Genomic DNA, 24,568 nt, shown 5'->3' with positions numbered 1-24,568 from the left:
AAAGAACCGCAGGTTGTTTATTTGTGAATCCTTAGTACTTGATAACTTCAGTTGAGCAGGGGGATGCAGCCCCTCTCCAGCTCGCGGAAGGGTAATTTTTCTGTTGCAGAGTGACGAAAAATTACCCTTCTGGGTTTTGGTTCTAGAAAGGTGAAAGATCCAAGTAGAGCTATACACCCCCTTTTCTTGCGGAATGCAAAGAGGTTGTGAATGGGCTCCTAAATCTGGGAAATCTAAACAATGACCCGATCTCCCTGTGTGTCCCTGCAAGTCAAAACTATGGCAACTCCTGCTGCAAAAGCTTCTAAGAAATTACCGCTCTACCTCGTTCTAGTTGTACCGTTTCTGCTCCAAATTTTTGCAGCAGTAGGCTTAACAGGGTGGCTCTCCTTTAGAAATGGCCAGAAGGCCGTCAATCAGCTTGCTGGGCAACTCATTGACAAGAACTCACGATTGGTTGAACAGCACCTCGACGAATTTCTAACCACTCCTCAACAGGTTCTCAAAACGGATCTGGATGCTATTGAGTTGGGCCAGATGAGTCTACAAGACCACGCTAGAGCAGGGCACTATTTCTGGAAGCAGGCCACGACATTTGATGATATTAGCTATATTGGCTACGCCCTCTCAACGGGTGAGTTTGCTGGGGCCGGTGCATTCCTGAAAGACCAGGGAATTACGATCGATGAGATTTCTGCTAAAACGGGTGGTAGAAATTTGACTTATGCCACCGACAATTTAGGAAATCGCTCCGAAGTCGTTAAAGTTTACGATAACTGGAATCCCCGAGAAGAAATATGGTACAAGCAACCTGTCGCAGCAGGGAAAGCAGTCTGGGGAGACGCTTATATCTGGGCCAATGACCCTGTAGTTGCCGTGGCTTTAAGCCAACCAATTTATGACACTTCCAAGAAACTCAAAGGTGTTTTTCTCATTGAGCTTTTCCTGGATAAAGTGAGCGACTTTTTGAGTACCTTGAAGGTTAGCCCATCGGGGAAAGTTTTTATTATCGAACGGGATGGGACATTAATTGCTCACTCTATTGAGCAAGACCCCTTCACGATGAAGGAGGGTAAAGCGCAACCGCTCAATGTTCTAGATAGTACAGATCCGTTAATTCAGGCAACCGCTCAACACTTGCAGGAGAAGTTTGGCAATTTCTCCAACATCCAGGACAGCCAGGAGATACAGTTTGACTTTGGCAAGAACAAGGAGTTTATTAAAGTAACGCCTTTGCAGAATGAACTGGGGTTGGATTGGCTGGTGATTGTCACCGTTCCAGAGGCTGACTTCATGGAACAAATTAATGCAAACAATCACACGACCATCTTCCTCTGCTTCGTAGCGCTAGGTGTCGCTAGCGCTATGGGGATGTTAACGGCACGTTGGATTACTCGCCCTATTGCACGGTTGAATAGAGCGAGCCGGGCGATCGCCTCTGGAAACATGCAACAGGTGACTGAAGCCAGCCAGATTCAAGAGCTCGACGAGCTGTCCCAATCCTTTAACCAGATGGCAGGGCAGTTACAACAGTCCTTCACCGCGTTGGAGAAGACGAACGAAGAACTGGAACATCGGGTTGAAGAGCGTACTGCTGAACTAAGAGAAGCCAAGGAAGCGGCTGATACGGCGAACCATGCTAAGAGTGAATTTTTAGCCAATATCAGTCATGAATTAAGAACGCCTTTGAACGGTATTTTGGGCTATGCCCAAATTCTTCAGTGTTCACAAAATGTTGTAGAGAAGGATCGCCATAATGTTCAAATCATTTATCAGTGTGGTTCCCACCTATTAACACTGATTAATGATGTGTTGGACATTTCAAAAATTGAAGCCAGAAAACTAGAGCTGATTCCGGTTTCTATTCATTTACCTGCCTTTTTACAGGGCGTTGTTGAAATCTGCCGAATTAAGGCAGAACAAAAGAAACTGAAGTTTATCTATCAACCTTCAGAGAACTTGCCCCTTGGCATTAAAACCGACGAGAAGCGATTGCGGCAAGTTTTGATTAATCTACTCGGTAACGCGATTAAGTTTACCTCAAGGGGGAGCGTTACGTTTGCGGTTGAAGCCGTCTCCAATTTTACCGATCCGACCACTGTAAAACTTCATTTCATAGTACAGGATACCGGCACTGGCATTGCCTCTGAACATTTGGAGCGGATTTTTCTACCCTTTGAGCAAACGGAAAAAGCAAAGCTACAAACTGAGGGAACTGGCTTAGGACTGGCTATCAGCCAAACCATTGTAGAACTGATGAATAGCCGCATTCAGGTACAGAGTAAACTGAATGCCGGAAGCGTATTTGAATTTGAGATCATTTGCCCATTGGCAGAGGATTGGATCGAATCCAATATCATAACGAGTATTGGTAAAATCAAAGGATATGTTGGCCAACAGCGTAAGATTTTGATTGTTGACGATCGCTGGGAAAATCGTTCTGTTGTTGTCAATCTACTAGAACCACTTGGTTTTAGTTTGATAGAGGCGAGCAATGGGCAAGAGGGACTGGATAAAACCAAAGAGTTTCAACCTGATCTCATCATCGCTGACCTGGCAATGCCGGTTATGAATGGGTTTGAGATGACCCGACTGTTACGCGAGTCTGAAGCATTCCGCCATATGCCGATCATTGCATCTTCAGCCAGCGTATCTAACATTGATCGGCAGCAGAGCCTGGCCGCGGGTTATGACGACTTCCTTCCCAAACCCGTCTCTGCCGCCGAACTACTCGACCAACTGGAACACCACTTACAACTGCAATGGACTTACCAGGCTAACGCAGATGAAGGGGTTACCCCGAGCGCTAGCGGGGCTTCTACGGAGATGACCATTCCATCCTCTGCAGAATTGACCAATCTGTATAGGGCCGCGCAGGCAGGCTATGTGATAGATATCCAATCCGAAGCGAACCTTCTTAAGGAGCGTGATGTCAGGTATAGAGCGTTTGCCGATAAGGTTTTGCAATTGGCTGAGGAGTTTGAGGATGAGGCGATCGCCAACCTAATTCAGCCCTATATTGCTGCAACCTGAGAGGCAGTTTGAAAAGGTCCACTAAGAGTTGATTTTCCATGCACTAGATGCACGAATCAACGGTTCAAACTGCCCCTAGAAGGAGACTTGAAGGCTTTTTTGGGCGTTGTTTTATGAGTTTTGGAGAGCCTGTTTTCAAGGTTGTTTTCTAAACGCAAAGCGAATGGAAAACAACCTTGAAAACAGGTTTTCGTAGATATTAGACCTTCTGCGTGAATTGTTGAGCGGCTCCGCCGCTCAACAATTCACGCCCCCAAAAACCGATTCATACAGGAGGTCTATTGATTCACCATTTGGATTTTTCGGAACTGTTGTGTACGATTGGAAAACCCTATACTCCCTCAGTTTTAATGATGGTTTCAGGTATTTTCTCAGAACAACCAAACCCACAAAAGTATAGATTTGCTCCGACCGATAAGATTACAGCCCACGAATTAGCTCAATTGCTCCCCCTACTGGCGGCTGCATGGCAGGACGTGGATGTAGATATGCTGATGAGCCGTGGTGAACTTCCTGAGTGGGCAAATCCCAAAATTGAGGCTTTACCTGACCATTTAAGAAGGCATTTCGTGCAGGGGCTCTGAGGCGATCGCATATTCCTTAGGAGATTTCTGGGAAACAATATCCCCATTATTTGGAAAAAAGGCGCGGCTTCGCCGCGCCTTTTTTCCAAATAATGGGGAAGTTCTTATCTGGAAATCTCCTTAGGAGATTTCCAGATAAGAACTTCCCCGCATTACGAAGGTAATTTCATGACTGGAAACCTCCTCAACTCAGACTCATCTTGCTTTCGATACCCGACTGCGATTAGCCCTGCTACACTCAGGAGGTGGCGATCGCCCTAAAGCACGTCCCAAATGTAGATTTGCTGGATTATGGTCAACACTTCTCCTCGATTGCTAAACGGCCCTGCAAAAACTCCTTCATGGCTGCGTCGTCTATGGGGCTTTCGCTTCCTGTTTCAACCGATTGAGACCCTAGAAGCGCGCCATCAGGCGTACGGGGACGATTACCGCGTATCCCAGCCCGACTTCCAACCTGCCCTGGTTTATTTCAGTAGCCCTGAAGCGCTGGAAGCAATTTTTACGGCGAAACCAGAGCAACTAAGTGCCGGGAGAGGGAACCAGATTTTAAGAGAATTGCTAGGGGATCACGGAATTGTACTGCTAGAAGGGGCAGCGCATCAACGGCAACGGCAACTGTTGATGCCGCCTTTCCATGGCGATCGCATGCGTTCCTATGCTGAGGTGATCCAGTCCATTACGACTCAAACAATGAGCCAATGGAATACGGGTAGTATCTTTGCAGTGCGGCCTGCCATGCAAGCCATTTCCTTACAGGTGATCTTGCAAGCTGTGTTTGGGCTCCAGGAGGGACTGCGATATGAGCAGTTGCGCCAGAAGCTCACGCAGATGCTGGATGGGTTTGGTTCTCCAGTGGGTGCAATGTTTCTGTTCTACCCAATTTTGCAGAAAGACTGGGGGGAATGGAGCCCCTGGGGACGTTTTCTACGACTGCGGCAGCAGGTGAATGAGCTGATCTATGCTGAGATCGCTGAGCGCCGTGCTTATCCTGATGCCAATCGAACCGATATCCTGGCGTTGTTGATGGCAGCCCGTGATTCCGAAGGCCAACCTCTGAGCGATGCCGAGTTACGAGACGAGCTGATTACGTTGCTGTTTGCAGGCCATGAAACAACGGCCTCTGCATTAGCGTGGGCCTTGTACTGGATCGCCTACCTGCCGGACGTGCGAGCTAAGCTGCTGGCAGAGCTGGATGGGGTAGATGGGGATGCAGATCCAGTTGCGATCGCTCGGCTCCCATACCTGAGCGCCATCTGTCAGGAAACCTTACGCTTATATCCGATTGCAATCGGTGCATTTCCACGGATAGTCAAGCAACCGATGAAAATTGCAGGCTACGAGTTAGAAGAGGGTACGGTGGTGATCCCGTCTATCTACCTGGCACATCACCGCGATGCCGTCTACCCGGAGCCGAAGCAGTTTAGACCTGAGCGTTTTTTGGAACGGCAATACTCGCCCTATGAATATCTGCCGTTTGGTGGGGGCGATCGCCGCTGCATTGGGTCGGCTTTTGCACTGTTTGAGATGAAGTTGGTACTGTTCCAACTGATATCCAACCTGGAAATGACGTTGGTCAACGCCAAACCTATCCGCCCAATGCGTCGGGGGCTAACAGTTGCCCCCTCAGATCGCTTCCAGATAAAAGTAGCTAGCATGCGTCGCACTGTTTCTCAGTCTAGCCATGCAGCGCTCTAATCACAGTTCATCCAATTCATTCAGTACCAATTCCACGTTCGGCTGGCTTTGAATAATTTCTACTAACCAGTCATATACCGTTGGCCCCTGCCCTCGCAGTGCTGCCCGGAGTGCCCAAGCCGTCTTAATTAAGACTGTTGGGGGGCAATCTCGTAGCCGTTGCAGGAGCTGGCGAACGGTTTCGTTATAGCCCAGTGCTGACTGAGCATAGCTGGCCTCTTGCCACACAAGCCGAAACGTTTCAGGCAATTGCCCGTAATCACCTCGCAGAACGAGAGGAAGGGCATCCAAATTCTCGTCCCAAGCCTTTCCTCCCAGCAGAACTTGTCCAATCTCTTGATAGAAAGCTTCTAGCGTTGTCGTGCGACGACCATCAATGACATACTCTGGCTTCACGAGTTCTCCAGAAAGGCGATGAGATCATTTTCCAGAGTACAGTTATTAATTGTCTGCTAACCATGCCTAAATTGATGATGGAAGTGACTTGGCGTCATCTGAGTGAAGGTTAGCTGGATACTTCATTGTTTGAATTTTAACCTACTGTGCACTATCGCCACTATGATTCGAATTTTCACTCCAGGTATTACTCCTCCCAGTGAGCAGACTGAACCCAGTTGGTGGTTTGCGTTTAGTGGTAGCAAGCTATTGGTTCAAAGCCAGCGGCAGGAGCCCATTCCTTCCCTGATGAGTCTGGCAGATATTGGACTAGAACCTGTTCGCATTCAGTTTCTCGGTACATTGGATAACCAACCCTGTTATTCAGCGGAGTTGCCCATGGAAGCCCAGATTCCTGAGGGTATGATCCTGAAAGGATTGCGGGAGTTGTCTGGGATACTCGATGATGACCTATTTGCGCTGAGTGGTCGTGCGGTACAGATTGTAGAGTGGGATCGAACACATCAGTTTTGCGGGCATTGTGCAGCTCGCATGACTCAACTGCCTGACGAACGTGCCAAGCGTTGTCCCAACTGTGGGTTAGTCAACTATCCGCGCCTGTCGCCAGCGGTGATCGTGCTCATTGCCAGGGGGGAAGAACTTTTATTAGCGCGCGCCCCTCACTTTCCAGCAGGCATGTATGGATTAGTGGCTGGGTTTGTTGAACCTGGAGAATCTTTGGAAGACACGATCAAGCGGGAAGTGCACGAAGAAGTTGGGATTACCATCAAGAACCTGTGCTATTTTGGTTCACAGCCCTGGCCCTTTCCCAATTCATTGATGGTTGGCTTTACCGCAGAGTATGAAAATGGGGAAATTGAGATTGACCCTCAGGAGCTAGAAGTGGCTGCGTGGTTTCATAAATACAACCTTCCCATCATTCCGCCTAGCATTAGTATTGCACGCAAGTTGATTGACTGGTTTGTTGGCCAACCCTAATTAGTTTGCTTTAAATGTTAATTCACCAAGGGCACTATTGTATTCCTGTATAATTTGTAGAATGTTTTTGAGAAGTAGCCTGTACCCATCTATTTTTCAAAAACATTTGGAATTGTTATCGTGGCTCATTCGCAAGAAAGCCATTATTCTTGAGAAATATTTTTACGAGACTTTCATACCATGAAAAAGATTGCTAGTAATCATCTTTTAAATGATGTTAGCCAGTATTCTAAACATTGGTTGCTAGATCCAGAAATCGTTTATTTAAATCATGGTTCATTTGGAGCTTGTCCAATTCCTGTTCTTAATTTACAAACTGAGATTCGTCAGCGTTTAGAAGCTGAGCCGGTCAAGTTTTTTGCCCATGATTTAGAGGGGCTACTAGATAATGCAGTCAGCGAGCTTGCTTCTTTTGTCGGTACTCTTCCTGATAATTTGACGTTTGTTCCCAATGCAACAGCAGGGGTCAATACTGTTTTGCGTTCTATCAAATTTCAGGCCGGTGATGAGCTATTGCTGACAAACCATGAATATAATGCTTGCCGCAATGTTGCTGATTTTATTGCTAGTCAATCGGGAGTAAACCTAATCGTTGCCGATATTCCATTTCCCTTAGAGTCAAGTGATCAGATCATCCAACCCATCTTGGAAAAAATTTCTAAGAAGACTCGCTTGGTATTGATGGATCATGTAACAAGTCAGACCGGATTAATTTTTCCAGTTCAGCAACTTGTGGCCGAGTTATCACAACGGGGTATAGACAGCTTGATCGATGGCGCTCACGCTCCAGGTCTTCTACCGTTAAAACTTGATGAAATTAAGCCTACTTACTACACAGGAAATTGTCACAAATGGATGTGTGCACCTAAGGGTGCAGCATTCCTTTATATCGCACCTGATAGACAAACAATCATGCGTCCTCTATCTATTAGCCATGGTGCTAATTCACCCAGAACAGATCGATCTCGTTTTCGTCTAGAGTTTGATTGGCTTGGCACTCATGATCCAACTGCATATTTATGTGTGCCAGAAGCTATTAAGTTTATGGGCTCCTTACTGCCCGGAGGATGGGCAGAATTAATGCAAAAAAACCATTCTTTGGCTTTAAAGGTCAGAGAAATGCTATGTCGTTTTTTAGAAATACCCGTACCAACTCCAGACACGTTAATTGGGTCAATGGCCTCAATACCCCTACCTTCAAAACTAGCAGATACTTATGCTTTTAATGAAAAGACTATTTCTTTGCAAGAGATATTATTTAGAGAATTCCACATCGAAGTTCCTATAATGGACTGGCCAGAACCATCCCAAAAGCTCTTAAGAATTTCTGCTCAAATCTATAATTCTTTTGAGCATTATGAGAGATTGGCAGATGCCTTGAAGGTCTTAATATCGAGATCCAGATTGCTTTAGCTTCTATCAAATCTCTGAAAACTACAGCGTTTTCCATCAGATTAAGTACAGCAATTCTCATTTTGAAATCAGGCCCGAAAACCGCGCGCCTTTGGCGCGCGGTTTTCGGGCATCAAAGCCAAGAGTTCACGCCCTACGGGCGTGAACTCTTGGCTTTGATGCCCATGCTGAGAATTGCTGCTGTACCTAATCTTAGTAAGTAGGTCGTCATAGAAAGATATAAAATAGTTAGAGCATTAATCACCCCTGCCATAAAATGCCTGCTCCGTTGCAAGTCGAGTTAACCCTTGCAGAAGACACCGCCTTACGAGAACTGAGTTGAGCCGCAGAAGTACCTGGTTAACTCGCCCACGAGAATGACTGTGCTCCTCAACAGTAGCGGTTGGAGGGTGGAACAAATTGTCATTGAGCACGATGTCAAAGGCAAAAGTGCAAAACCCCGCTCTACACCTCAAACAACCGGAAAGTAGACGAAGAGCATAGCGATCGCGCCCCCTCTTACCCTCCCGCTGCTAATTCACTGGACCCACAAAGGATTGGGATTGAGTTCTCTAACTGTTACCCAGTAGCGGCAGAAAGGTGCTGGCAAACATGGCGGCTTGGGGGCGATCGCGCACATTCAACGGGCTCAAGATATGCGTGATATGGTTTTTAAGGTTCGTTCTGAGATGAAAAGGGATTCAGCAATCTCGCGGTTACTGGCCCCCCGAAACGATTATCCGGAAGCCCGAAGACATTGGGGTATTTGAAACAGTTGTTGGTGAAGGAGGGCGATCGCGTGCAGCAATGCCAAATTGTTGCTTACATGGATGACTCTAACCTTCAGGGTCAGTTAACGCAGACTCGCGCTCAGCTAGCCCAGCAAGAAGCGAACTTAGCCAAGCTATTCGAATTGAGGCAACGTCGCAAAAACAGCAGGTTCAACGTCCGCTGGTATTGTCGTTAAACCTTCTACCAAGATTTGGAAGAGACGATATAGGAGCAGGCACCACACCCTATCCACAGATTAAAACACCAACACGGACCGCAGTTGAGGACACGTTCACAACGGCAAAATGCCTGCCTCAAAAAGTTGGCAGGCATTAGACCGAACACAGGCCGGCTTATAGTCAGGGCTTTTATAGAACTCGCCCCGTTTGATATAAGTAAAAGTTTAAACCGAGCGAACTCATTAATCGTACCGCTTAAGGTTCTTTTTAGATTTATCTCGATCCAAGCATCGTGAATTGGCGCGATCGCCTTCCACGCTTTATATTAACCAGTTTTACTCTTTTATCTGACGACAAATTAAGTCTAAGTCAGCATTACCTCATAAAACCCGCCATTTTTTGCCAAAACACTTGAAATCGAATTCCATCCGTGCCATACTCCATGCGAGCTACAGATGTAATTTGGCTAACAATTGAAGAAGTCGAAAGCCTAGCTTTCTGAAAAAAGCCCTTCGTGAAGAGCTTTTCAGCAACTCTTTGTCACAAACAATTTGAAACTTCTCCCCAAATTTCTACTTAAAAAAGGGGAGAGTTTTCGAGTGCCACCTTCTCCTGGCCCTCGTGATTTTTCATCTTTCGGGAAGTTTCAGATACAGCAGCCACACGCCCAATAACCTTAAAATATTTCAAAACACACGTTTGTCGGTAGGGTTTTCGGTGTATCTTGTTTCAAGCAGGTTTAAATGTGATACACATGAGAACCTCTAAAACTTTCTTCATCGACAGGATCATTATGAAAAGGCGCTCTGTGCTGTATGCTTCACTGTTTACAGCAGGTCTTTTAGTGACTGCTTGTACACAATCTCAGCAGTCTGAACAGGCCGAACAAAATACATCATCTGAGCCCCAGACTACGGGTGCGCCGGCCGCTGTTGAGTTAACACTGGTGTCCTATGGAGTAGCAAAACCGCTCTACTCGAAGATCATTCCAGCATTTCAGACGGAGTGGCAAGAGAAAACGGGTCAAAAGGTAACATTCAAGGAATCTTACGGAGCTTCGGGAGCTCAAACCCGTGCTGTTTTAGGGGGGTTAGAAGCTGACATTCTCGCCCAGAACATTCAGAGTAACGTTGACCCACTGGTTGAAAAAGGGTTTGTTTCAGCCGATTGGAGCAAGCGCTTACCCAATCAGGCTTCTCCTGCCAGCACGGTCATGGTCCTGGTTACACGCCCTGGTAATCCAAAGCAGATCAACAGCTGGAAAGACCTGGCTAAAGATGGCGTATCGATTGTAGCGATTAATCCTCAAACATCCGGAAATGCCCGGTGGGGAATTTTAGCGGGCTACGGTGCCGTAGAAAAGGCAGAAGGTGAAGCCGCTGCAAACGAATATTTAGCTGGCTTCGCAAAGAATATCAAAACACTCGTAAGCAGTGGGCGGGAAGCCACTGACGCATTTGTGAAGAACCAGATTGGTGATGTTCTAGTCACTTTTGAAAACGAAATCATTTTCACAAATGATGCTATTCCAGATGATTATCCCTATGTTGTTCCAACCCAGAATATTCAGGTTGATTTCCCCGTAACTATTATCGACAAAGTGGTTGATAAGAACGGCACTCGGGAAGTTGCGGAGGCCTTTACCCAGTTCTTATTCAGCCCAAAAGGGCAAGAAATCTTTGCCCAGGCTGGCTACCGCCCCATCGATTCGCAGGCTGCTGCGACAAAGTCTAGTCAATATAAGCCAGTAGATAAGCTCTACACTGTTGCAGACTTTGGTGGATGGTCAGCCGTCAACGCAAAATTGTTTGCTGATGGGGGATTGTTTGACGCCGCTCAAGCCGCCAACAAACCGTAACATGATGATGCGCACAACATCTGCACCCAAAATTGCAGGTCGAGCATTATTTTCGGGGCTGGTACTCACTTACCTCAGCTTTATTCTGCTATTACCGTTAGGCGTTATTTTTCTACAAGCGTCTAAGCGTCCCTGGCAGGAGTTGTGGCAAGTCATTACGGCCCCCGTTGCTATCGATGCCTACACGTTATCTTTCTCAGCAGCTATTCTCGCTGCCCTGATCAACAGCGTGTTTGGGGTCATTCTTGCCTGGATTCTGGTGCGCTATGAGTTTCCGGGTAAACGGTTTGCGGATGGGTTGATTGATTTGCCCTTTGCCATGCCTGCGGTAGTGGCGGGAATTGCGCTGCTCTCTCTGTATGGGCCAGATGGCATATTGGGGCAATACCTGAATCCGGGAACAGCTCTGGGGGATGGGCTGCAACAATTAGGGGTTCAACCCATTAATTTGACCTCATCTGTCATAGGGGTGGTGTTTGCTAAGGTTTTCGTGACGCTACCTTTTGTGGTACGGACTGTACAGCCCGTTCTGATGGACATTGAGCCCGAAGTGGAGGAGGCCGCCCATACGTTAGGAGCCAGCGATCGCCAAGTTTTCTGCCGGGTCATCTTCCCCCAATTGCTTCCGGCAATTCTCACAGGCTTTACGCTGGCCTTTGCGCGGGGAGTTGGTGAGTATGGAGTCGTTGTATTAATTTCGGGCAATATTCCTTACGAAACGATGATCAGTTCAGTTTATATCTATCGTCGTTTAGAGGAGTATGACTACAGTGGAGCAACGGGCATTGCCATTGTGCTGCTGCTTGTTTCACTCGTCATTCTGGTCTGTACAAATCTGCTGCAATGGTGGACTCGACGATATGACCATTAAGTTGTCGCAAACCAGGCAGATCACTCTGCGCTTACCCCAGATTCCCTGGGGGCGTTACCTGCTGATTAGCTTGGGATTGTCTTTTTTAGCCATCGTCGTTCTCTTTCCCCTGCTAACGGTGTTTTATCAGGCCTTTGCCAGTGGTGTGACAGCTTATTGGCAAGGTATTACAACGCCTGAGGCACAACATGCGATCGCCCTCACACTAACTATTGCGCTTGCCTCAGTTCCCATCAACACCTTTTTTGGGATTGCGATCGCCTGGATTCTGGCACGCTACCCATTCCCAGGAAAGGTGTTGTTGATTGGATTGCTGGATCTACCCCTTGCCATTTCACCAGTGGTCGTGGGGTTAATGTTTATCCTGCTTTACAGCCCTACAGTTGGTCTTTTTGGAAGCTGGGTTGAAGCTATCAACCTAAAAGTAATTTTTGCGTTACCTGGGATGATACTCACAACGTTATTTGTGACGTTACCTTTTGTGGCGCGGGAAGTGTTACCTGTTTTTCAAGCCATGGGTATAGAAGCGGAAGAAGCCGCGCAAACCCTGGGAGCCAATGCCTGGCAGACCTTTTGGCGTGTTACCTTTCCTTCGATCCGTTGGGCTGTGTTTTATGGAGTCATTCTCTGTACGTCTCGGGCGATCGGGGAATTTGGAGCGGTTTCTGTTATCTCCGGGAAGTTAATTGGGGAAACCAATACGCTCACACTACACATTGAACAGGTTTATACCGAGTATCAAACGGTTGCGGCCTTTGCCTGTGCTTCGCTGCTTGCACTTCTGGCATTGCTGACCCTTTTTGTTCAAGAACTCTTACGGATGACTGACAAAGTAAAAACGTCATCCAAACACTAATCTCACCTGAGGATCAATACTGTGGACGAAACCCTAAACTGCCTGGGAGACTATGCTCACCCCCAGGGATATTTGGAGTACGTCAGCACACTCCCTTTTCTGGGGCAGTTGCGCTGTTCTGCTCACACCCTTGAAGCGGGGAGCTGGCAAGAAATTCTCCTTGACTATGAAGTTGGCGCTTCTGGTATTGCCGATGGTGCCTGGATTAAAGTGACCTTCAAGTTCTATTCCGACTGGGGGTTGTTTCAAACAGAAGACCCAGCGGCGGCCAACTATTTATCGGCAGAGTATCAGGCACGGCCCACTCTGCCCGGGGAAAGCCCAGCAACGGTACAGTCCCTCAAGGTTCGTTTTGACCAGAAGGGGCATGAACGTCCTTTCCAGAAGGCGATCATTGTCGATATTGTCGATGGTTATCTAAAACCGGGCGATCGCATTCTCATTCGTCTAGGCGATCGCCGTGCTGGAGGCCCAGGAACTCGCATCCAAACCTTTGTGGAAGAGGGGTTCCGATTTCGGGCTTACATTGACCCCGTTGGCACGTCTCGCTTTGCCGCCATTCCCGGAGATGTAGTGCTGGATATTGTTCCGGGTGCGCCTGAGAAACTGACGATTGTTAGCCCTCGCTTGGTGAAGGCGGGAACATCTTTCCCCTTGAGAATTCGAGCCGAAGACCGTTGGGGCAATACCTGCTGGAACCTGGGCCAAACTCTGAAGTTAGCCCAAAAGAGCGCTTCTGGAGCGGTTGTTGAGCGATCGCTTACCCTACCCGAACAGGGATGGGCCGTGACCAAAACAGACCTAACTCTGGACACGATCGCAGAAACATTATTCCAGGCAACCCTGGTGGGAAGTGATTTGCAAAGCCATCTCACACCCGTCACTGTCGAACCTGATCTGGATTACCCACGGGCGTTTTTTGCGGATCTGCATGTGCATTCCAACAACACGGTTGGAACCAATAGTACAGAATACAACTTTGCCTACGGCCGAGATGTTGCGGGATTAGACATTCTGGGTTACACCGCGAATGACTTTAACATCACAAAGGAACGCTGGCAGGATGATGTTAAACAATGCCGGGAGATTACCGAGGAAGGCCAATTTCTCTGCTATCCCGGCACAGAGTGGTGCGGAAATTCAGCGGCGGGGGGCGATCGCAACGTCATCTTCCTGGGCAATGATGTGAAATTCCCTCACGATGAGCAGGGGAGGCAGGTGCGATCGTTTGAGTGGAATGAGGATATGAAAGGGCAGGAGTTAGTCCCCGGTGCCTGGCCTGTGGATCGGTTATTTGCAGCTTATATTCATGATCCCGACCAACATTTGCTCATTCCCCACGTGGGCGGACGTCGCGCCATTCTGGACTGGCATCATCCCCGTTTAGAAAGGTTGATTGAGATTGGTTCTGCATGGGGGCATTTCCCCTGGTTTTATCAAGATGCGATTCGTCGGGGTTATAAGGTTGGGGTGTCTGCCAACGGGGATGAACATCGAGGACGATGTGGGGGCGGTGTGCCTGGTACGGCTGTGTTTGGTGTGAACGGAGGACTAACGGGGGTGATTGCTCCATCTCTGACAAAATCTGCCGTCAATCAGGCCCTACGTTCCCGACATACCTGGGCGACGACGGGCGATCGCCTGGTTGGGTTGCTCTGGTCTGGTTCCCATATTCAAGGGGATGAGTTTACAGCATCCGGTTCTGTCGACATTCAGTATCGATTTCTAGGCAGTAGCGGTTGGGATGAAATCGCCGCGTATACCGATACAGGCTTGCTGTGGAGCCGAAATCTTCAAGCAGAGTCAGGCTACTCGCCCAACCGCATTCGGCTTCGCTGGGGCGGTGCGCGGATTAAAGACCGCTATCGTTGGGCAGAATGGCACGGTGTCTTAGAGTACTCCAATACTCTTGTGCAAAGCTACCAAGCCTACGGGCTGGAGCATCCAGAGGAATATGTGAGACGAGCCAGCCCGTTAAAACTGGAGTTCCGTTCAGATACTTACGGAGATAGCGATGCGATTGAATTAGAACTATCAGATTTGCTCCACGCGCGTTTTCACCTGCATCTCCAAATTGGCAGCTATACGAAGGTGGGTAGCCCGCTGAAGCCAAATCCCTATATCCACTGTCCGGAATTCACCTGGGAATTTACGGGACAGGAATTGCTGACACAAGGGAGCCTGCGCCAGGAATTGGGTGGTGCAGAACTCTTTGTGGCAGCAGAGCGTGTGAGTAACGAGCCAATGCCCCGCGATGTCAGCGGCCAGTTTACTCTGGAGCCACAATCTCGGCCCCATGGCTTTGTCCCTATCTATCTATCAGGTCGCCAGGTTGATGATTCAAAAGTTTGGACAAGCCCATTATTCATCACATTTGAAGGCTTTTCGTCCTAGCACTGCACAGCAGAAATCAATCTACATTAAATGGTGTGGGATGCGAAGCACCCCACGCCATTCAACATGCACCCTAGCCGCTTGCGAAGGCAATTACCCGGATAGTTCACTTGCTTCCAATGGAGGTTAAAGAAGTTGCGTCGCACTCAATGCGACGACATCTAGCATGGCGATCGCTCCCCACTTGACTGCCGGATGGGTATTTAACCAGGCAGAAATACTGGGGCGTGCTTTATTATCAAAATCACCTTTCACCCAATCGTCAGTCATTTGGGAGCTGCGGCAACCCATTACTGTTCTGCCCCATCAGACGGCACAATCACTTCCGCATCGCCTCGCCGGAGAGCAGCGATCGTAGCACGGGCAACCCATTCTGCACTGGCCGAAATCAGCGGTAACGAATCACTCACACTAAACCAGGCAGACTCCTTGCGGTGCTGCCCCTTCAATATGGCGTGATCGATTACATATACGTCCAGATCTGCGATCGCGCATGTCAGGCAAAACAGCATAGGAAGCTCAGAAGCGTAATTTTCCTGCTGTCAAGCGGCAGAAAAACCCATCACTCCGAATGAACCAATGTGACTTCCTCCTGCGTAATTAGGCGGGAGCCCCCTTTACGGCTGAAGTAATTCCAGAACCACTGGATCATGACAATTAACTTATTGTCAAACTCAATTAAGTAGTAAATGTGGGCAAATACCCAAATTAGCCAAGCTATAAACCCAGAGAGTTTTAACCAGCCCAGGTTAACCACAGCAGCATTCTGCCCAATCACCGCTAAGCTACCGACATTAGAATAGTGGAAGGGAAGGGGTTCTTGCCCTCGCAAACGACGCCGAATCAACTTAGCAACATAAGCACCCTCCTGCATAGCGACAGGGGCTATCCCCGGTAAAGGTTGGTCACCCTGATGAGCGTAATTGGCCAAATCACCGACCACAAAAATATCAGGTTGTCCTGGCACGCTTAAATCAGGATTGACGATCACTCGTCCTACGCGATCGAGCGTTGCACCTGCCCGCTCGGCTAACACTTTACCCATACCTGAAGCGCGAACACCTGCGGCCCAGAGCACTGTTTTTGTTGGGATTGTTTCCGTTTGTTCGCCCTGGCGAACCGTAACCGCATCCTCTGTAATTCCTGTGACCAAAGACTGAGTTTGAACCGTAACTCCCAAATCTTCTAAAGATTTTGCAGCAACGGCTGAAAGATCAGGTGGGTAAGGCGGTAAAACCCGATCAACACCTTCCAGCAGGAAGATTCGAGTTTCCCTTGTATCAATGCTGCGAAAGTCATGTTTTAACGCGTGGTGCGCTAAATCTCCCAAGGCTCCAGCTAGCTCTACACCGGTAGGACCCGCCCCCACGACGACAAATGTTAACCAGGCCTGACGCTTTTCTGGGTCAGTTTCTTTTTCAGCAAACTCAAATGCTCGAAAAATCCGTCGCCGCATTTCGATCGCATCTTCAACGGTCTTGAGCCCAGGTGCTACCTCTGCCCATTGATCCTGACCAAAATAATGGTGACTGACACCTGTTGCGACAATTAAGGTGTCATAAGGCAAGGTTCTGGTTGGTAAAACGACCTGATGCTGCTCAGGTTTAATGTCTATTACTTCGTCCATCAGCACTTTGACATTCCGATAATGGCTGAGGATCGCCCGTAGGGGAGATGAAATGTCTCCAGGTGCAAGTTTTCCTGTGGCAACCTGGTAAAGTAACGGTTGAAAAAGATGGAAGTTGCGTTTGTCGATCAACGTAATCTCAATCTGCTTAGAACGCCCCAGTGCCTTAGCAGCATATAAGCCACCAAATCCACCTCCAACAATCACAACGCGGTGAGGAGCGGAATTACGGTCTGCATTTGAGGTCACCAACTGTTCCATTTCAGGCATCCATCTATCAATAGGATTATTGAGAGCAAATTTAGTTTTTACAGACAATTCATCTCTTACTTTGTAACAGCTTTTACAAAACTCTTAAATCGATTTGGAAACTGTTATCCCACATGATGTTAACAATAGAAATATGATTTTTCTGTGCCAGAATTAACCTCTGGGTCAGTTGCTGTTACTTTTAGTGTATGCGAGCCTCCGCCCAATATTTACACACAATATCCGTAATCTATTCGCTTTAGAAAAGATTCATCCCAAAGGAATAACTTAGTGCGTGCTTAAAAAATTTGGTGTAGGAAATGAAAAAACGAATGGAGTGTCTCATTTTCTAGAATTGATAAATTCAACGGTTTAGACTTTTAGGGACAAATAACCACTATTCAATAAAGAATGAGCGTTTATTCTAAACTGCCTCATCTATTTAAACTTATTCCCTTACTTACCTATTTCTAAGCGATGCCGCAAGCCTGCGAACTCTGCCACCGAGAGATGCCCACTCTCACAGAGCACCACCTGATTCCCCGTCAAAAGACCAAACGTAAGGGTCTCGACCCTAGCCCTACCATTCAAATCTGCGCTGCCTGCCACCGTCAAATCCATACTTTTTACGACAATTCCCACTTGGCGTTGCACTTAAACACGCTGAAAAAGCTACAACAAGACCCGCAGCTGCAAAAATTCTTAGCCTGGGTTCACAAGCAAGACCCTAATAAACGAGTCAAAATCGACCGAAAGCGGTAAAACTCGTCGAAAGCAGTTGAAACCAGTTCCAGATTGGCAATCTGTCGCGGTGAACTGAAGTTGTGAGTTTCGCGGCTTCAACTCACCCAATTGCTTTAGAAAGGCTGCTTTGAGTGCGTGGGTAGAGCGATCGCCACAATACTGTAATCTCTCATTAAAGAACCATACTATGCAGTAATGCGGTACGTTACACCGCATCACTACATTAATGTCTTTCTTTAGCAGAAATAAGCCAGAAATCAGCGATGCCCCAACACCGGATGGGGTTGGTATGGCTCCTCTAGCCGTTGACATTCTGCTTCAGTTAACTCAATTTTCAAGGCTGACAAGGCATCTTCTAAGTGATTCATCTTGCTCGCTCCGATAATAGGAGCCGTGACTGTAGGTTGATGGAGCAGCCATGCTAGAGCAATTTGAGCGGGAGCCACGCCACGCTGTTGGGCTAGCTCAACCACGCGATCGACAACCTGAAAATCAGAATCTTGATAGTAAAGCTGATGGGCAAAATCATCGGTCTTTGCTCGAACGGTGTCTCCCTTGGTTTCCTTCTGCCGATTGCCTGCCAAAAATCCTCGTGCCAGTGGGCTCCAGGGAATTACTCCAATCCCTTCTTCCCGGCACAGTGGCAGCATCTCTCGTTCTTCCTCCCGGTAGACCAGGTTGTAGTGATTTTGCATTGAAACAAAGCGAGTCCAGCCGTGCAAATCTGCCAGATACAACGCTTTCGCAAATTGCCAGGCATACATGCTGGATGCTCCGATATATCGGACTTTGCCTGCTTTCACCAGATCGTGTAGAGCTTCCAGCGTTTCCGCAATAGGCGTTTCATTATCCCAACGATGAATCTGGTAGAGGTCTACATAATCGGTTTGTAACCGTTGCAAAGAAGCATCGATACTATCAAAGATATGTTTGCGCGATAGGCCGCGATCATTTGGGTCATTACTCATGCGGTTAAAGACCTTCGTTGCGATCACCACTTGCTCGCGTTTGGCAAAATCCTTTAGCGCGCGTCCTAGAACGGCTTCACTCTCACCTTTAGAATAGATGTCTGCCGTGTCAAAGAAATTGATGCCAGCTTCTAGCGATCGCACAATAAAAGGTCGGCTTTCATCTTCTGACAAAACCCATTCGCGCCATTTGGGGTTGCCATAGGTCATCGTCCCTAAGCAAATGCGGGAAACCTTCAGTCCAGTGCTGCCCAGCCGGATGTATTTCATAAAGGATGCTGCCCGAAGAGAATATCAACACTGTAGCCGCCCGACAGAACTTCGTGTCTTTGGATTGCCGACTGCAGGTCTGCCATTCTCTAAATCACCTTTGCAGTCAGTATTCAACCTCAGTTTGGGATAAGCTGAGGTGCTCATTTTGGCGTGCGCGAAGCGCACGCCAAAATGAGCACCTCAAGTGCCGCGCGTTGCGCGGCACTTGAAAACGTCCTTAACCCGAACTCAGGCTATTCAATCTGGGTCTATGGATATATGGAAAAGGCGCACTTCGTGCGCCTTTTCCATATATCCGCAGGTTTGAAATATGACTACAGACTTAAAGGAGTAAAAGCCAAGGGGAGTAAACGTCTATCCCGATGAGCATCTAGCACTTTTGTAAATACGTTGACTTGCTTATCAATTGAGGTAAATAACGCAGCGTGAGAACACGTTACCAGGTTCTCCGACTGTCCCAACAGAAGATAACCGCTCTGCTCCAAACCGAAATGAAAGCGAATCAGTGTCCGGAGTTGGGTTTCCGGCGTGAAATACATAAGTGTATTGCGGCAGACGAGCAAATCAATGTTGGGTAGGGGAGGTTCTTGAATTAAGTTGTGGAGCTGAAAGGTAATAGAGCGACGGAAATCTGACCGCCAGTAGTGGCGATCGCCCCTACGCTCAAAATACTTCTCTCTTAGAACTTCCGGAACTGCTTCTATCCCGTGATCCAGATAGTAACCCTGACGGGCTTGCAGAATAGCATCTGGATCCGCATCAGTTCCCCAAATTCGTACCCGTTGCTGAAATTGTTCTACCCCCAGTATTTCTATTAGCATCATTGCCAGCGAATACGTCTCCTCGCCGGACGCACACCCTGCACTCCAAACCCGGATTAGCTGATCTGGTGCTTTATTCGCAACAATCTGCGGAATGAGGTGATTGGCTAAGTAATTCCAAACAAAGGGGTCCCGAAAGAAATACGTGTAGTTAATCAGAATAGTATCTAAAAGATGCTGAACTTCATCCGGTTGCTGCTGCAAGTGATCAAGATAGTTCTGATAATTCTTCACGCCAATGCGCTGCATCCGCATTTGAGTTCGCCGCAGGAGGCTAGAACGCTTATAGCCCGTCAGGTCAATTTGCGAGGCTTGCTTGAGATGACCTAGCAAATGCTCTAATTCAGTGGCTTCTAGCAATGGTGTAGAAGTATTAGCAGAAGGGAAATCAAGCATGAAACAGAACTCAGCCAGACACCTACTTAACCCAATCAATTCCCTTCTCTATAAATAGACGTTATTCAATGAAGCGGTCTGTCCTGTTCCGTACATAAGAGCGCTCAAGCGATGCGTGAAACCGCCTTTCCGAAAAGCTTTGAGGTAATTCTGAGTGGAGTTAGGGTAGGGGATGTAGAACTGCAGTTCTACATCCCCTACCCTAACTCCACTCAGAAACGGGGCTTTGAAAGTACACCCTAGACTTGAGTAACTTTATGACTTGTGTATGAGACCCTTTTACGTATTATCCGGTAGACTGCGGCCATAGCTTGCAATCCGTGCTATGGCTCCCCAGAATGACTTGCTTAATGCCTTTCCTCCAAACCTGTCTGAAAAGCTCAGGCCAGCCCTGAAACGGATTTCCTTGGAGCGCGGCGAGCGTCTGCACAATCCAGGGGATGAGATTGAAAACCTTTATTTTCCGCTCGATTGTGTTCTGTCAATCACCATTACGATGCGAGATGGCACAACAGCTGAAACAGGGCTAGTGGGTAAACAAGAAGTCATTGGTGTGAATGCCTTTATGGGGGGCAGGGAAACCACCCAAACGACCTACATTGTGCAAATTCCAGGTAGCGCTATGAAGATCGATGCTCAGATCCTGCGGGAAGAGTTCGATCATAATAAGGAACTACGCGCTGTAATGCTGCGCTACACCCAGGCCCTGCTGGCTCAAATTTCACAAACCACGGCCTGCAATAGTCTCCATAAGATAGATCAGCGGTTAGCTCGCTGGCTGTTGGAGGTGCATAGTCGGGTTGAGACAGACGAACTGGAACTGACGCAAGAGTTTATGGCTGACATGCTAGGGGTACGCCGTGCTGGAGTCACTCAAACAGCTCAAAAGCTTCAGGAGAGGAAGTTAATTCACTACAATCGGGGCCACATCCATATTTTGGATCAACCTGGGTTAGAAGCCTTTGCCTGTGAGTGTTTTCATACCGTTAAAGATGAATATAAGCGTTTGCTGGGAGCCCCGGATAAGAAAGTATCCTAAACGTGCTTAAGCTTTAGCTGAAAAGACTGTTTTTCGTGCGTGACACAGGACAAACAATCTTTTTAATGCCCTTTAGAAGAGAATGAAACGGGAAATGATCGAGGATGCGCTAATACAACCCACTATTCTGCTGGTGGAGCCAGATGACAAAGTGCGTCCCTCTCTCATGGATAACCTTCACAGTTGGGGGTACACCTTAATTGTGGCACTGAGTGAAACGGACGCCATGCAACGTGTCCAGGGAAAAGGCGAACCGTTTGATCTTCTGCTCATGAATCAAGTTGGACACTCCGTTGCAGAACTTGTAGCCATAGGACGGGATATCTGTCAGCATGCAGGGTTGCCACCTTCCATCCCGGTTGTCGTGATGGCAGAGTGCTATGGAGACGACTTGGAAGGACAGGATGTTCAGATGGGAGACTACGAGTATGTCGCCTACCTGGAGGATGGGCAACAGCTGAAGGAGCTACTATACCTGCTCTGTCCGGTCCCATAGGGTATTCACCTCAATCTGAAATAAGCCAAAAGGGGCTTTTTCGAGGGGCATGCAATGCATGCCCCTCGAAAAAGCCCCTAACCCGACCTCAGGTGGTGTTACTGTTGAAAGGGAGTTTGTAGTCTTCCACCCAACATCTCTTCATCAAACTTCCCGCATCAATCGTTGTCCGGCAAAGCCGCGCATTGATTCATGCAGAAGAAGTTTGGCAATAGATGCAGCTATATTTTGTGTCCAAGGTACGTAACCGTACCGACCTCAGTCTTAAGACCGACTTATGGTGAAAAGGTCAGAATGGATCGTCTGTCCTTAAATGTGCAGGAACGTAGATCTTTATCTACCTCCATTGTGTTGTCTTCGTATGGAGGGCTTTTCCTGATATGTACAATTCAACCTCATTGAGGAAAGGTCTGCGGGTGCTTGTGGTAGACGGTAACGCTGATTCCAGCGAGTTACTGACAGTTCTGCTTGAAGGGTATGGAGTTGAGGCGATCGCAGCAACTTGCGCCAGCGACTGCCTTGAAATTATGCAAAAAAGCTGCCCTGATCTTCTCATCAGTGAGCTTGTCTTACCCGGCGAAGATGGATATTCCCTCATGAGCAAGGTGAAAGCTCTTGAAACCGAACGTGGTACTCCGATCCCGGCGATCGCCCTGACGGTATGTGCCAACAAGAGCGAGCGTGACCAGGCCCTCGCTGCTGGGTTTTGTCGTCACTTGTCTAAACCCTTCAATATTGACGAATTACTTGAAACAGTCGCTTGCCTGACCAGGCAGACTCAAGAATTGGCGATGAGCCCTTATTAGTAAACGTATTCTTACTTCTTATTAGACTTGGGGCCGTGAGATGTGTTCTACGAAGAGCCTCTCTAGTTATTTTTCTGAGGCTCGTATGACTGCTGAAAATCAAATACTGGCTAGCCTGTCTCCTGCTGTACTCCAGAGACTTGAGCCTCACCTTGTTCATGTCAACCTGGAACAAGGCCTCGTTCTCCACCGACCGGGAGAGCCGTTAGTCTATGTTTATTTTCCGATTAACTGCCTCATCTCGATCACCCTGACCATGCAAGACGGGTCAACCGCGGAAGTTGGCATGGTCGGCAACCGGGAAGTGCTGGGGATCAATGCCATCCTAGGTGGTAGTGCAACGACCCAAACCGAATACGTCGTCCAGGTTGCAGGCAGAGCAATGAAAATTGATGCCCGGATCGTGCGGCAGGAGTTTGAGCGTCATGGTGAATTACATGATGTAATGTTACGATATACGCAGGCATTCTTGGCACAAGTTACTCAAACGGCAGCTTGCAACTCCCTCCACACGCTAGAACAACGTCTGCCACACTGGTTACTAGAAACTCAAGAGCGGGTTCATTCTAATCATTTGGCTCTAACCCAGGAATTTATCGCAACCATGCTGGGGGTGCGGCGGGCAGGCGTCACGCAAGCGGCTCAAAAGCTACAAGAACGAAAACTGATCCAGTATCGTCGGGGAAATGTCCAGATTCTCAACCAGGCTGGGTTAGAAGCGTCAGCCTGTGAATGCTTTAAACGAATCAAAGCAGAATATGACCGCTTACTGGGAAACGACACTTAACTCATTTTGAGATTTGTTCTATGGAGGGCCTCTCTCAAAAACGTGGAAGCTCTTATGATGCCCGGCAATCGAATATTGGCTGCGCTCTCTCAGGAATCGCGCGATCGCCTTGCTCCCCATCTTACTCTGCTTGATTTTAAGCAGGGTGCGATTCTCCATAGCCCTGGTGATGCTCTGGTTTACCTCTATTTCCCAATCGATTGCCTTTTTTCTGTCACCCTGACCATGCAAGATGGTGCCACAGCCGAGGTGGGAATGGTGGGCAACCGGGAACTGCTGGGGATTACAGCTATCCTGGGCAACCATGTCATGGACCAAACAGAGCACTCTGTCCAGGCTGCAGGCAGAGCTATGAGAATTGATGCCCAGATCATGCGGCAGGAGTTCCGGAGCAATGAGGAGCTGCATGATGTGTTGTTACGCTACACGCAAGCGTTTCTGGCGCAAGTCTCTCAAATAGCCGCATGCAACTCGCTTCACACACTAGAGCAACGTCTGCCACGCTGGCTGCTTGAAGCGCAAGACCGACTTCAATCGGATCATCTGCCTCTAACTCAGGAGTTTATGTCCACCATGCTGGGGGTGCGGCGAGCCGGGGTGACACAAACGGCCCAGAAGTTGCAGGAGCGTAAACTGATTCAATATTGTCGGGGAGACATCAAGATTCTCAATCAGGCAGGACTAGAAGCTTCAGCCTGTGAATGCTTTCATCGAATCCGAGCAGAGTATGATCGCTTGCTTGGAAATAACAAAGGGTAACCCATTGTGTCTTACAGTAGTGGTCTAAGCTTGTGGTCGGTTGTTATGAAGGGGGTCTGCGCCCTCTCCATAACAACCGACCGTCGAAGTGAAACGCACCCTGCCTGACAATACACTGCGCTGCTGACCTGAAACTATGAACTCGCCACGTATACCATCATCTCGTATTTTCGTCGTTGAACCGGATGACGACACGCGCCCGCTGCTGAAGGATAACCTGCAACGTTGGGGCTATCAAGTCATCGTTGCTATCGACGAAACGGATGCCATACAACGCCTACGAGGAGGACAAGAACGTTTTAACTTGATTTTGCTGAATCAAACAGAGCAATCGCTTGATGAAGTGATGGCGATCGGTCGAAACATTCGTCAGTACACGGATCTAGACGGCCTCACGCCCATTTTGATCATCGCTGAGCAGTACGGTGCAGATCTTGAAGGACAGGATGTTCACCTGGGTGATCATGCGTATGTGTCTTATCTGGAGGATGGACAACAGTTGAAACTGATGATTCAAAAGCTTTGCCGAGTCTAATACCGTTTTATAGCAATGTGCAAGTGTATTCAGTATGGTGGTGTGGGGCACTTCGTGCCCC

General features: G+C 48.1%; 23 protein-coding genes and 1 pseudogene. 17 read left to right on the top strand and 7 right to left on the bottom strand.

Annotated features, from left to right (window positions below; all coding sequences use genetic code 11):
• The first annotated feature begins 240 nt into the window (after positions 1–240).
• The 3 genes from H6F91_RS01095 (at position 241) to H6F91_RS01085 (ending at position 5,312) form a co-directional block, all read left to right on the top strand.
• Positions 241–3,033 (top strand): hybrid sensor histidine kinase/response regulator, encoded by a 2,793-nt coding sequence (locus tag H6F91_RS01095; RefSeq protein ID WP_199307568.1) that lies wholly within the window; start codon positions 241–243, stop codon positions 3,031–3,033.
• Between the two features lie 281 nt (positions 3,034–3,314).
• Positions 3,315–3,617: a hypothetical protein gene (locus H6F91_RS01090; protein WP_190775288.1), complete on the top strand. Its 303-nt coding sequence runs from the start codon at positions 3,315–3,317 to the stop codon at positions 3,615–3,617.
• Between the two features lie 291 nt (positions 3,618–3,908).
• A complete protein-coding gene (locus tag H6F91_RS01085; protein WP_190775289.1) occupies positions 3,909–5,312 on the top strand; it encodes a cytochrome P450 in 1,404 nt (467 codons plus the stop codon).
• On the opposite strand, the gene H6F91_RS01080 is transcribed toward H6F91_RS01085, so the two are convergent.
• A complete protein-coding gene (locus H6F91_RS01080; RefSeq protein WP_190775290.1) occupies positions 5,313–5,708 on the bottom strand; it encodes a barstar family protein in 396 nt (131 codons plus the stop codon).
• 162 nt (positions 5,709–5,870) lie between these two features.
• Between H6F91_RS01080 and nudC the strand changes: the two genes are divergently transcribed.
• Positions 5,871–6,686 carry an NAD(+) diphosphatase gene (gene nudC, locus H6F91_RS01075; protein WP_190775291.1) on the top strand — a complete coding sequence of 272 codons (816 nt, stop codon included), beginning with the start codon at positions 5,871–5,873 and terminating at the stop codon, positions 6,684–6,686.
• 180 nt (positions 6,687–6,866) lie between these two features.
• On the top strand, positions 6,867–8,099 hold the full coding sequence (locus tag H6F91_RS01070; RefSeq protein WP_190775292.1) for an aminotransferase class V-fold PLP-dependent enzyme: 1,233 nt from the start codon (positions 6,867–6,869) through the stop codon (positions 8,097–8,099).
• Positions 8,100–8,727: 628 nt separating this feature from the next.
• Here H6F91_RS01070 and H6F91_RS27750 read toward each other — a convergent pair.
• Positions 8,728–8,787 (bottom strand): hypothetical protein, encoded by a 60-nt coding sequence (locus H6F91_RS27750; RefSeq protein WP_347279994.1) that lies wholly within the window; start codon positions 8,785–8,787, stop codon positions 8,728–8,730.
• Between the two features lie 15 nt (positions 8,788–8,802).
• Here H6F91_RS27750 and H6F91_RS01060 point away from each other — a divergent pair.
• From H6F91_RS01060 to H6F91_RS28465, 5 genes and pseudogenes are all read left to right on the top strand, one after another.
• Positions 8,803–8,985, top strand: a pseudogene (locus H6F91_RS01060) (biotin/lipoyl-binding protein); the annotation flags it as partial.
• Positions 8,986–9,752: 767 nt separating this feature from the next.
• Positions 9,753–10,886: a sulfate ABC transporter substrate-binding protein gene (locus H6F91_RS01055; protein WP_242035572.1), complete on the top strand. Its 1,134-nt coding sequence runs from the start codon at positions 9,753–9,755 to the stop codon at positions 10,884–10,886.
• 4 nt (positions 10,887–10,890) lie between these two features.
• Positions 10,891–11,757: a sulfate ABC transporter permease subunit CysT gene (gene cysT, locus H6F91_RS01050; protein WP_347279993.1), complete on the top strand. Its 867-nt coding sequence runs from the start codon at positions 10,891–10,893 to the stop codon at positions 11,755–11,757.
• On the top strand, positions 11,747–12,613 hold the full coding sequence (cysW, locus tag H6F91_RS01045; protein ID WP_190775293.1) for a sulfate ABC transporter permease subunit CysW: 867 nt from the start codon (positions 11,747–11,749) through the stop codon (positions 12,611–12,613). The genes cysT and cysW overlap by 11 nt, the downstream gene beginning before the upstream one ends.
• A 21-nt stretch (positions 12,614–12,634) precedes the next feature.
• A complete protein-coding gene (locus tag H6F91_RS28465) occupies positions 12,635–15,007 on the top strand; it encodes a DUF3604 domain-containing protein (RefSeq protein ID WP_190775294.1) in 2,373 nt (790 codons plus the stop codon).
• A 126-nt stretch (positions 15,008–15,133) separates the two neighbouring features.
• On the opposite strand, the gene H6F91_RS01035 is transcribed toward H6F91_RS28465, so the two are convergent.
• The 3 genes from H6F91_RS01035 to H6F91_RS01025 are packed head-to-tail and all read right to left on the bottom strand — an operon-like array spanning position 15,134 to position 16,895.
• Positions 15,134–15,277: a hypothetical protein gene (locus tag H6F91_RS01035; RefSeq protein ID WP_190775295.1), complete on the bottom strand. Its 144-nt coding sequence runs from the start codon at positions 15,275–15,277 to the stop codon at positions 15,134–15,136.
• A gap of 20 nt (positions 15,278–15,297) precedes the next feature.
• Positions 15,298–15,519, bottom strand: coding sequence for a hypothetical protein (locus H6F91_RS01030; protein ID WP_190775296.1), 222 nt, complete (start codon positions 15,517–15,519; stop codon positions 15,298–15,300).
• A 50-nt stretch (positions 15,520–15,569) separates the two neighbouring features.
• A complete protein-coding gene (locus H6F91_RS01025; RefSeq protein ID WP_190775297.1) occupies positions 15,570–16,895 on the bottom strand; it encodes an NAD(P)/FAD-dependent oxidoreductase in 1,326 nt (441 codons plus the stop codon).
• 465 nt (positions 16,896–17,360) lie between these two features.
• Between H6F91_RS01025 and H6F91_RS27740 the strand changes: the two genes are divergently transcribed.
• Positions 17,361–17,645, top strand: a complete 285-nt coding sequence (locus tag H6F91_RS27740; RefSeq protein ID WP_190775298.1) for an HNH endonuclease — start codon at positions 17,361–17,363, stop codon at positions 17,643–17,645.
• Positions 17,646–17,884: 239 nt separating this feature from the next.
• On the opposite strand, the gene H6F91_RS01015 is transcribed toward H6F91_RS27740, so the two are convergent.
• Both H6F91_RS01015 and H6F91_RS01010 read right to left on the bottom strand, forming a co-directional pair.
• Positions 17,885–18,865, bottom strand: coding sequence for an aldo/keto reductase (locus tag H6F91_RS01015; protein WP_190775299.1), 981 nt, complete (start codon positions 18,863–18,865; stop codon positions 17,885–17,887).
• A 317-nt stretch (positions 18,866–19,182) separates the two neighbouring features.
• Positions 19,183–20,085, bottom strand: a complete 903-nt coding sequence (locus H6F91_RS01010) for a protein-glutamate O-methyltransferase CheR (protein WP_190775300.1) — start codon at positions 20,083–20,085, stop codon at positions 19,183–19,185.
• 325 nt (positions 20,086–20,410) lie between these two features.
• Here H6F91_RS01010 and H6F91_RS01005 point away from each other — a divergent pair, with 325 nt between their 5' ends.
• From H6F91_RS01005 to H6F91_RS00980, 6 genes are all read left to right on the top strand, one after another.
• A complete protein-coding gene (locus tag H6F91_RS01005) occupies positions 20,411–21,124 on the top strand; it encodes a Crp/Fnr family transcriptional regulator (RefSeq protein WP_190775301.1) in 714 nt (237 codons plus the stop codon).
• 82 nt (positions 21,125–21,206) lie between these two features.
• The gene (locus H6F91_RS01000) at positions 21,207–21,620 is read left to right on the top strand and encodes a hypothetical protein (protein WP_190775302.1); all 414 of its coding nucleotides are present in this window, start codon (positions 21,207–21,209) and stop codon (positions 21,618–21,620) included.
• Between the two features lie 380 nt (positions 21,621–22,000).
• The gene (locus H6F91_RS00995) at positions 22,001–22,426 is read left to right on the top strand and encodes a response regulator (RefSeq protein WP_190775303.1); all 426 of its coding nucleotides are present in this window, start codon (positions 22,001–22,003) and stop codon (positions 22,424–22,426) included.
• Between the two features lie 85 nt (positions 22,427–22,511).
• A complete protein-coding gene (locus H6F91_RS00990) occupies positions 22,512–23,213 on the top strand; it encodes a Crp/Fnr family transcriptional regulator (RefSeq protein ID WP_190775304.1) in 702 nt (233 codons plus the stop codon).
• 54 nt (positions 23,214–23,267) lie between these two features.
• Positions 23,268–23,972, top strand: coding sequence for a Crp/Fnr family transcriptional regulator (locus H6F91_RS00985; protein ID WP_190775305.1), 705 nt, complete (start codon positions 23,268–23,270; stop codon positions 23,970–23,972).
• Between the two features lie 136 nt (positions 23,973–24,108).
• Positions 24,109–24,507, top strand: coding sequence for a hypothetical protein (locus H6F91_RS00980; protein ID WP_190775306.1), 399 nt, complete (start codon positions 24,109–24,111; stop codon positions 24,505–24,507).
• Positions 24,508–24,568: the final 61 nt, after the last annotated feature.

Source organism: Leptolyngbya sp. FACHB-8 (assembly GCF_014695575.1).
GTDB lineage: Bacteria > Cyanobacteriota > Cyanobacteriia > Elainellales > Elainellaceae > Vacuolonema.
This window is presented reverse-complemented; position numbering and strand designations above follow the sequence as displayed.

Coding starts and splice junctions, on each gene's coding strand:
- H6F91_RS01095 (WP_199307568.1), top strand. CDS start 241: ATGACCCGATCTCCCTGTGTGTCCCTGCAAGTCAAAACTATGGCAACT.
- H6F91_RS01085 (WP_190775289.1), top strand. CDS start 3,909: ATGGTCAACACTTCTCCTCGATTGCTAAACGGCCCTGCAAAAACTCCT.
- nudC (WP_190775291.1), top strand. CDS start 5,871: ATGATTCGAATTTTCACTCCAGGTATTACTCCTCCCAGTGAGCAGACT.
- H6F91_RS01070 (WP_190775292.1), top strand. CDS start 6,867: ATGAAAAAGATTGCTAGTAATCATCTTTTAAATGATGTTAGCCAGTAT.
- cysT (WP_347279993.1), top strand. CDS start 10,891: ATGATGCGCACAACATCTGCACCCAAAATTGCAGGTCGAGCATTATTT.
- cysW (WP_190775293.1), top strand. CDS start 11,747: ATGACCATTAAGTTGTCGCAAACCAGGCAGATCACTCTGCGCTTACCC.
- H6F91_RS01035 (WP_190775295.1), bottom strand. CDS start 15,277: ATGACTGACGATTGGGTGAAAGGTGATTTTGATAATAAAGCACGCCCC.
- H6F91_RS01030 (WP_190775296.1), bottom strand. CDS start 15,519: ATGCTGTTTTGCCTGACATGCGCGATCGCAGATCTGGACGTATATGTA.
- H6F91_RS01025 (WP_190775297.1), bottom strand. CDS start 16,895: ATGGAACAGTTGGTGACCTCAAATGCAGACCGTAATTCCGCTCCTCAC.
- H6F91_RS27740 (WP_190775298.1), top strand. CDS start 17,361: ATGCCGCAAGCCTGCGAACTCTGCCACCGAGAGATGCCCACTCTCACA.
- H6F91_RS01015 (WP_190775299.1), bottom strand. CDS start 18,865: ATGAAATACATCCGGCTGGGCAGCACTGGACTGAAGGTTTCCCGCATT.
- H6F91_RS01010 (WP_190775300.1), bottom strand. CDS start 20,085: ATGCTTGATTTCCCTTCTGCTAATACTTCTACACCATTGCTAGAAGCC.
- H6F91_RS01005 (WP_190775301.1), top strand. CDS start 20,411: ATGGCTCCCCAGAATGACTTGCTTAATGCCTTTCCTCCAAACCTGTCT.
- H6F91_RS01000 (WP_190775302.1), top strand. CDS start 21,207: ATGAAACGGGAAATGATCGAGGATGCGCTAATACAACCCACTATTCTG.
- H6F91_RS00995 (WP_190775303.1), top strand. CDS start 22,001: ATGTACAATTCAACCTCATTGAGGAAAGGTCTGCGGGTGCTTGTGGTA.
- H6F91_RS00990 (WP_190775304.1), top strand. CDS start 22,512: ATGACTGCTGAAAATCAAATACTGGCTAGCCTGTCTCCTGCTGTACTC.
- H6F91_RS00985 (WP_190775305.1), top strand. CDS start 23,268: ATGATGCCCGGCAATCGAATATTGGCTGCGCTCTCTCAGGAATCGCGC.
- H6F91_RS00980 (WP_190775306.1), top strand. CDS start 24,109: ATGAACTCGCCACGTATACCATCATCTCGTATTTTCGTCGTTGAACCG.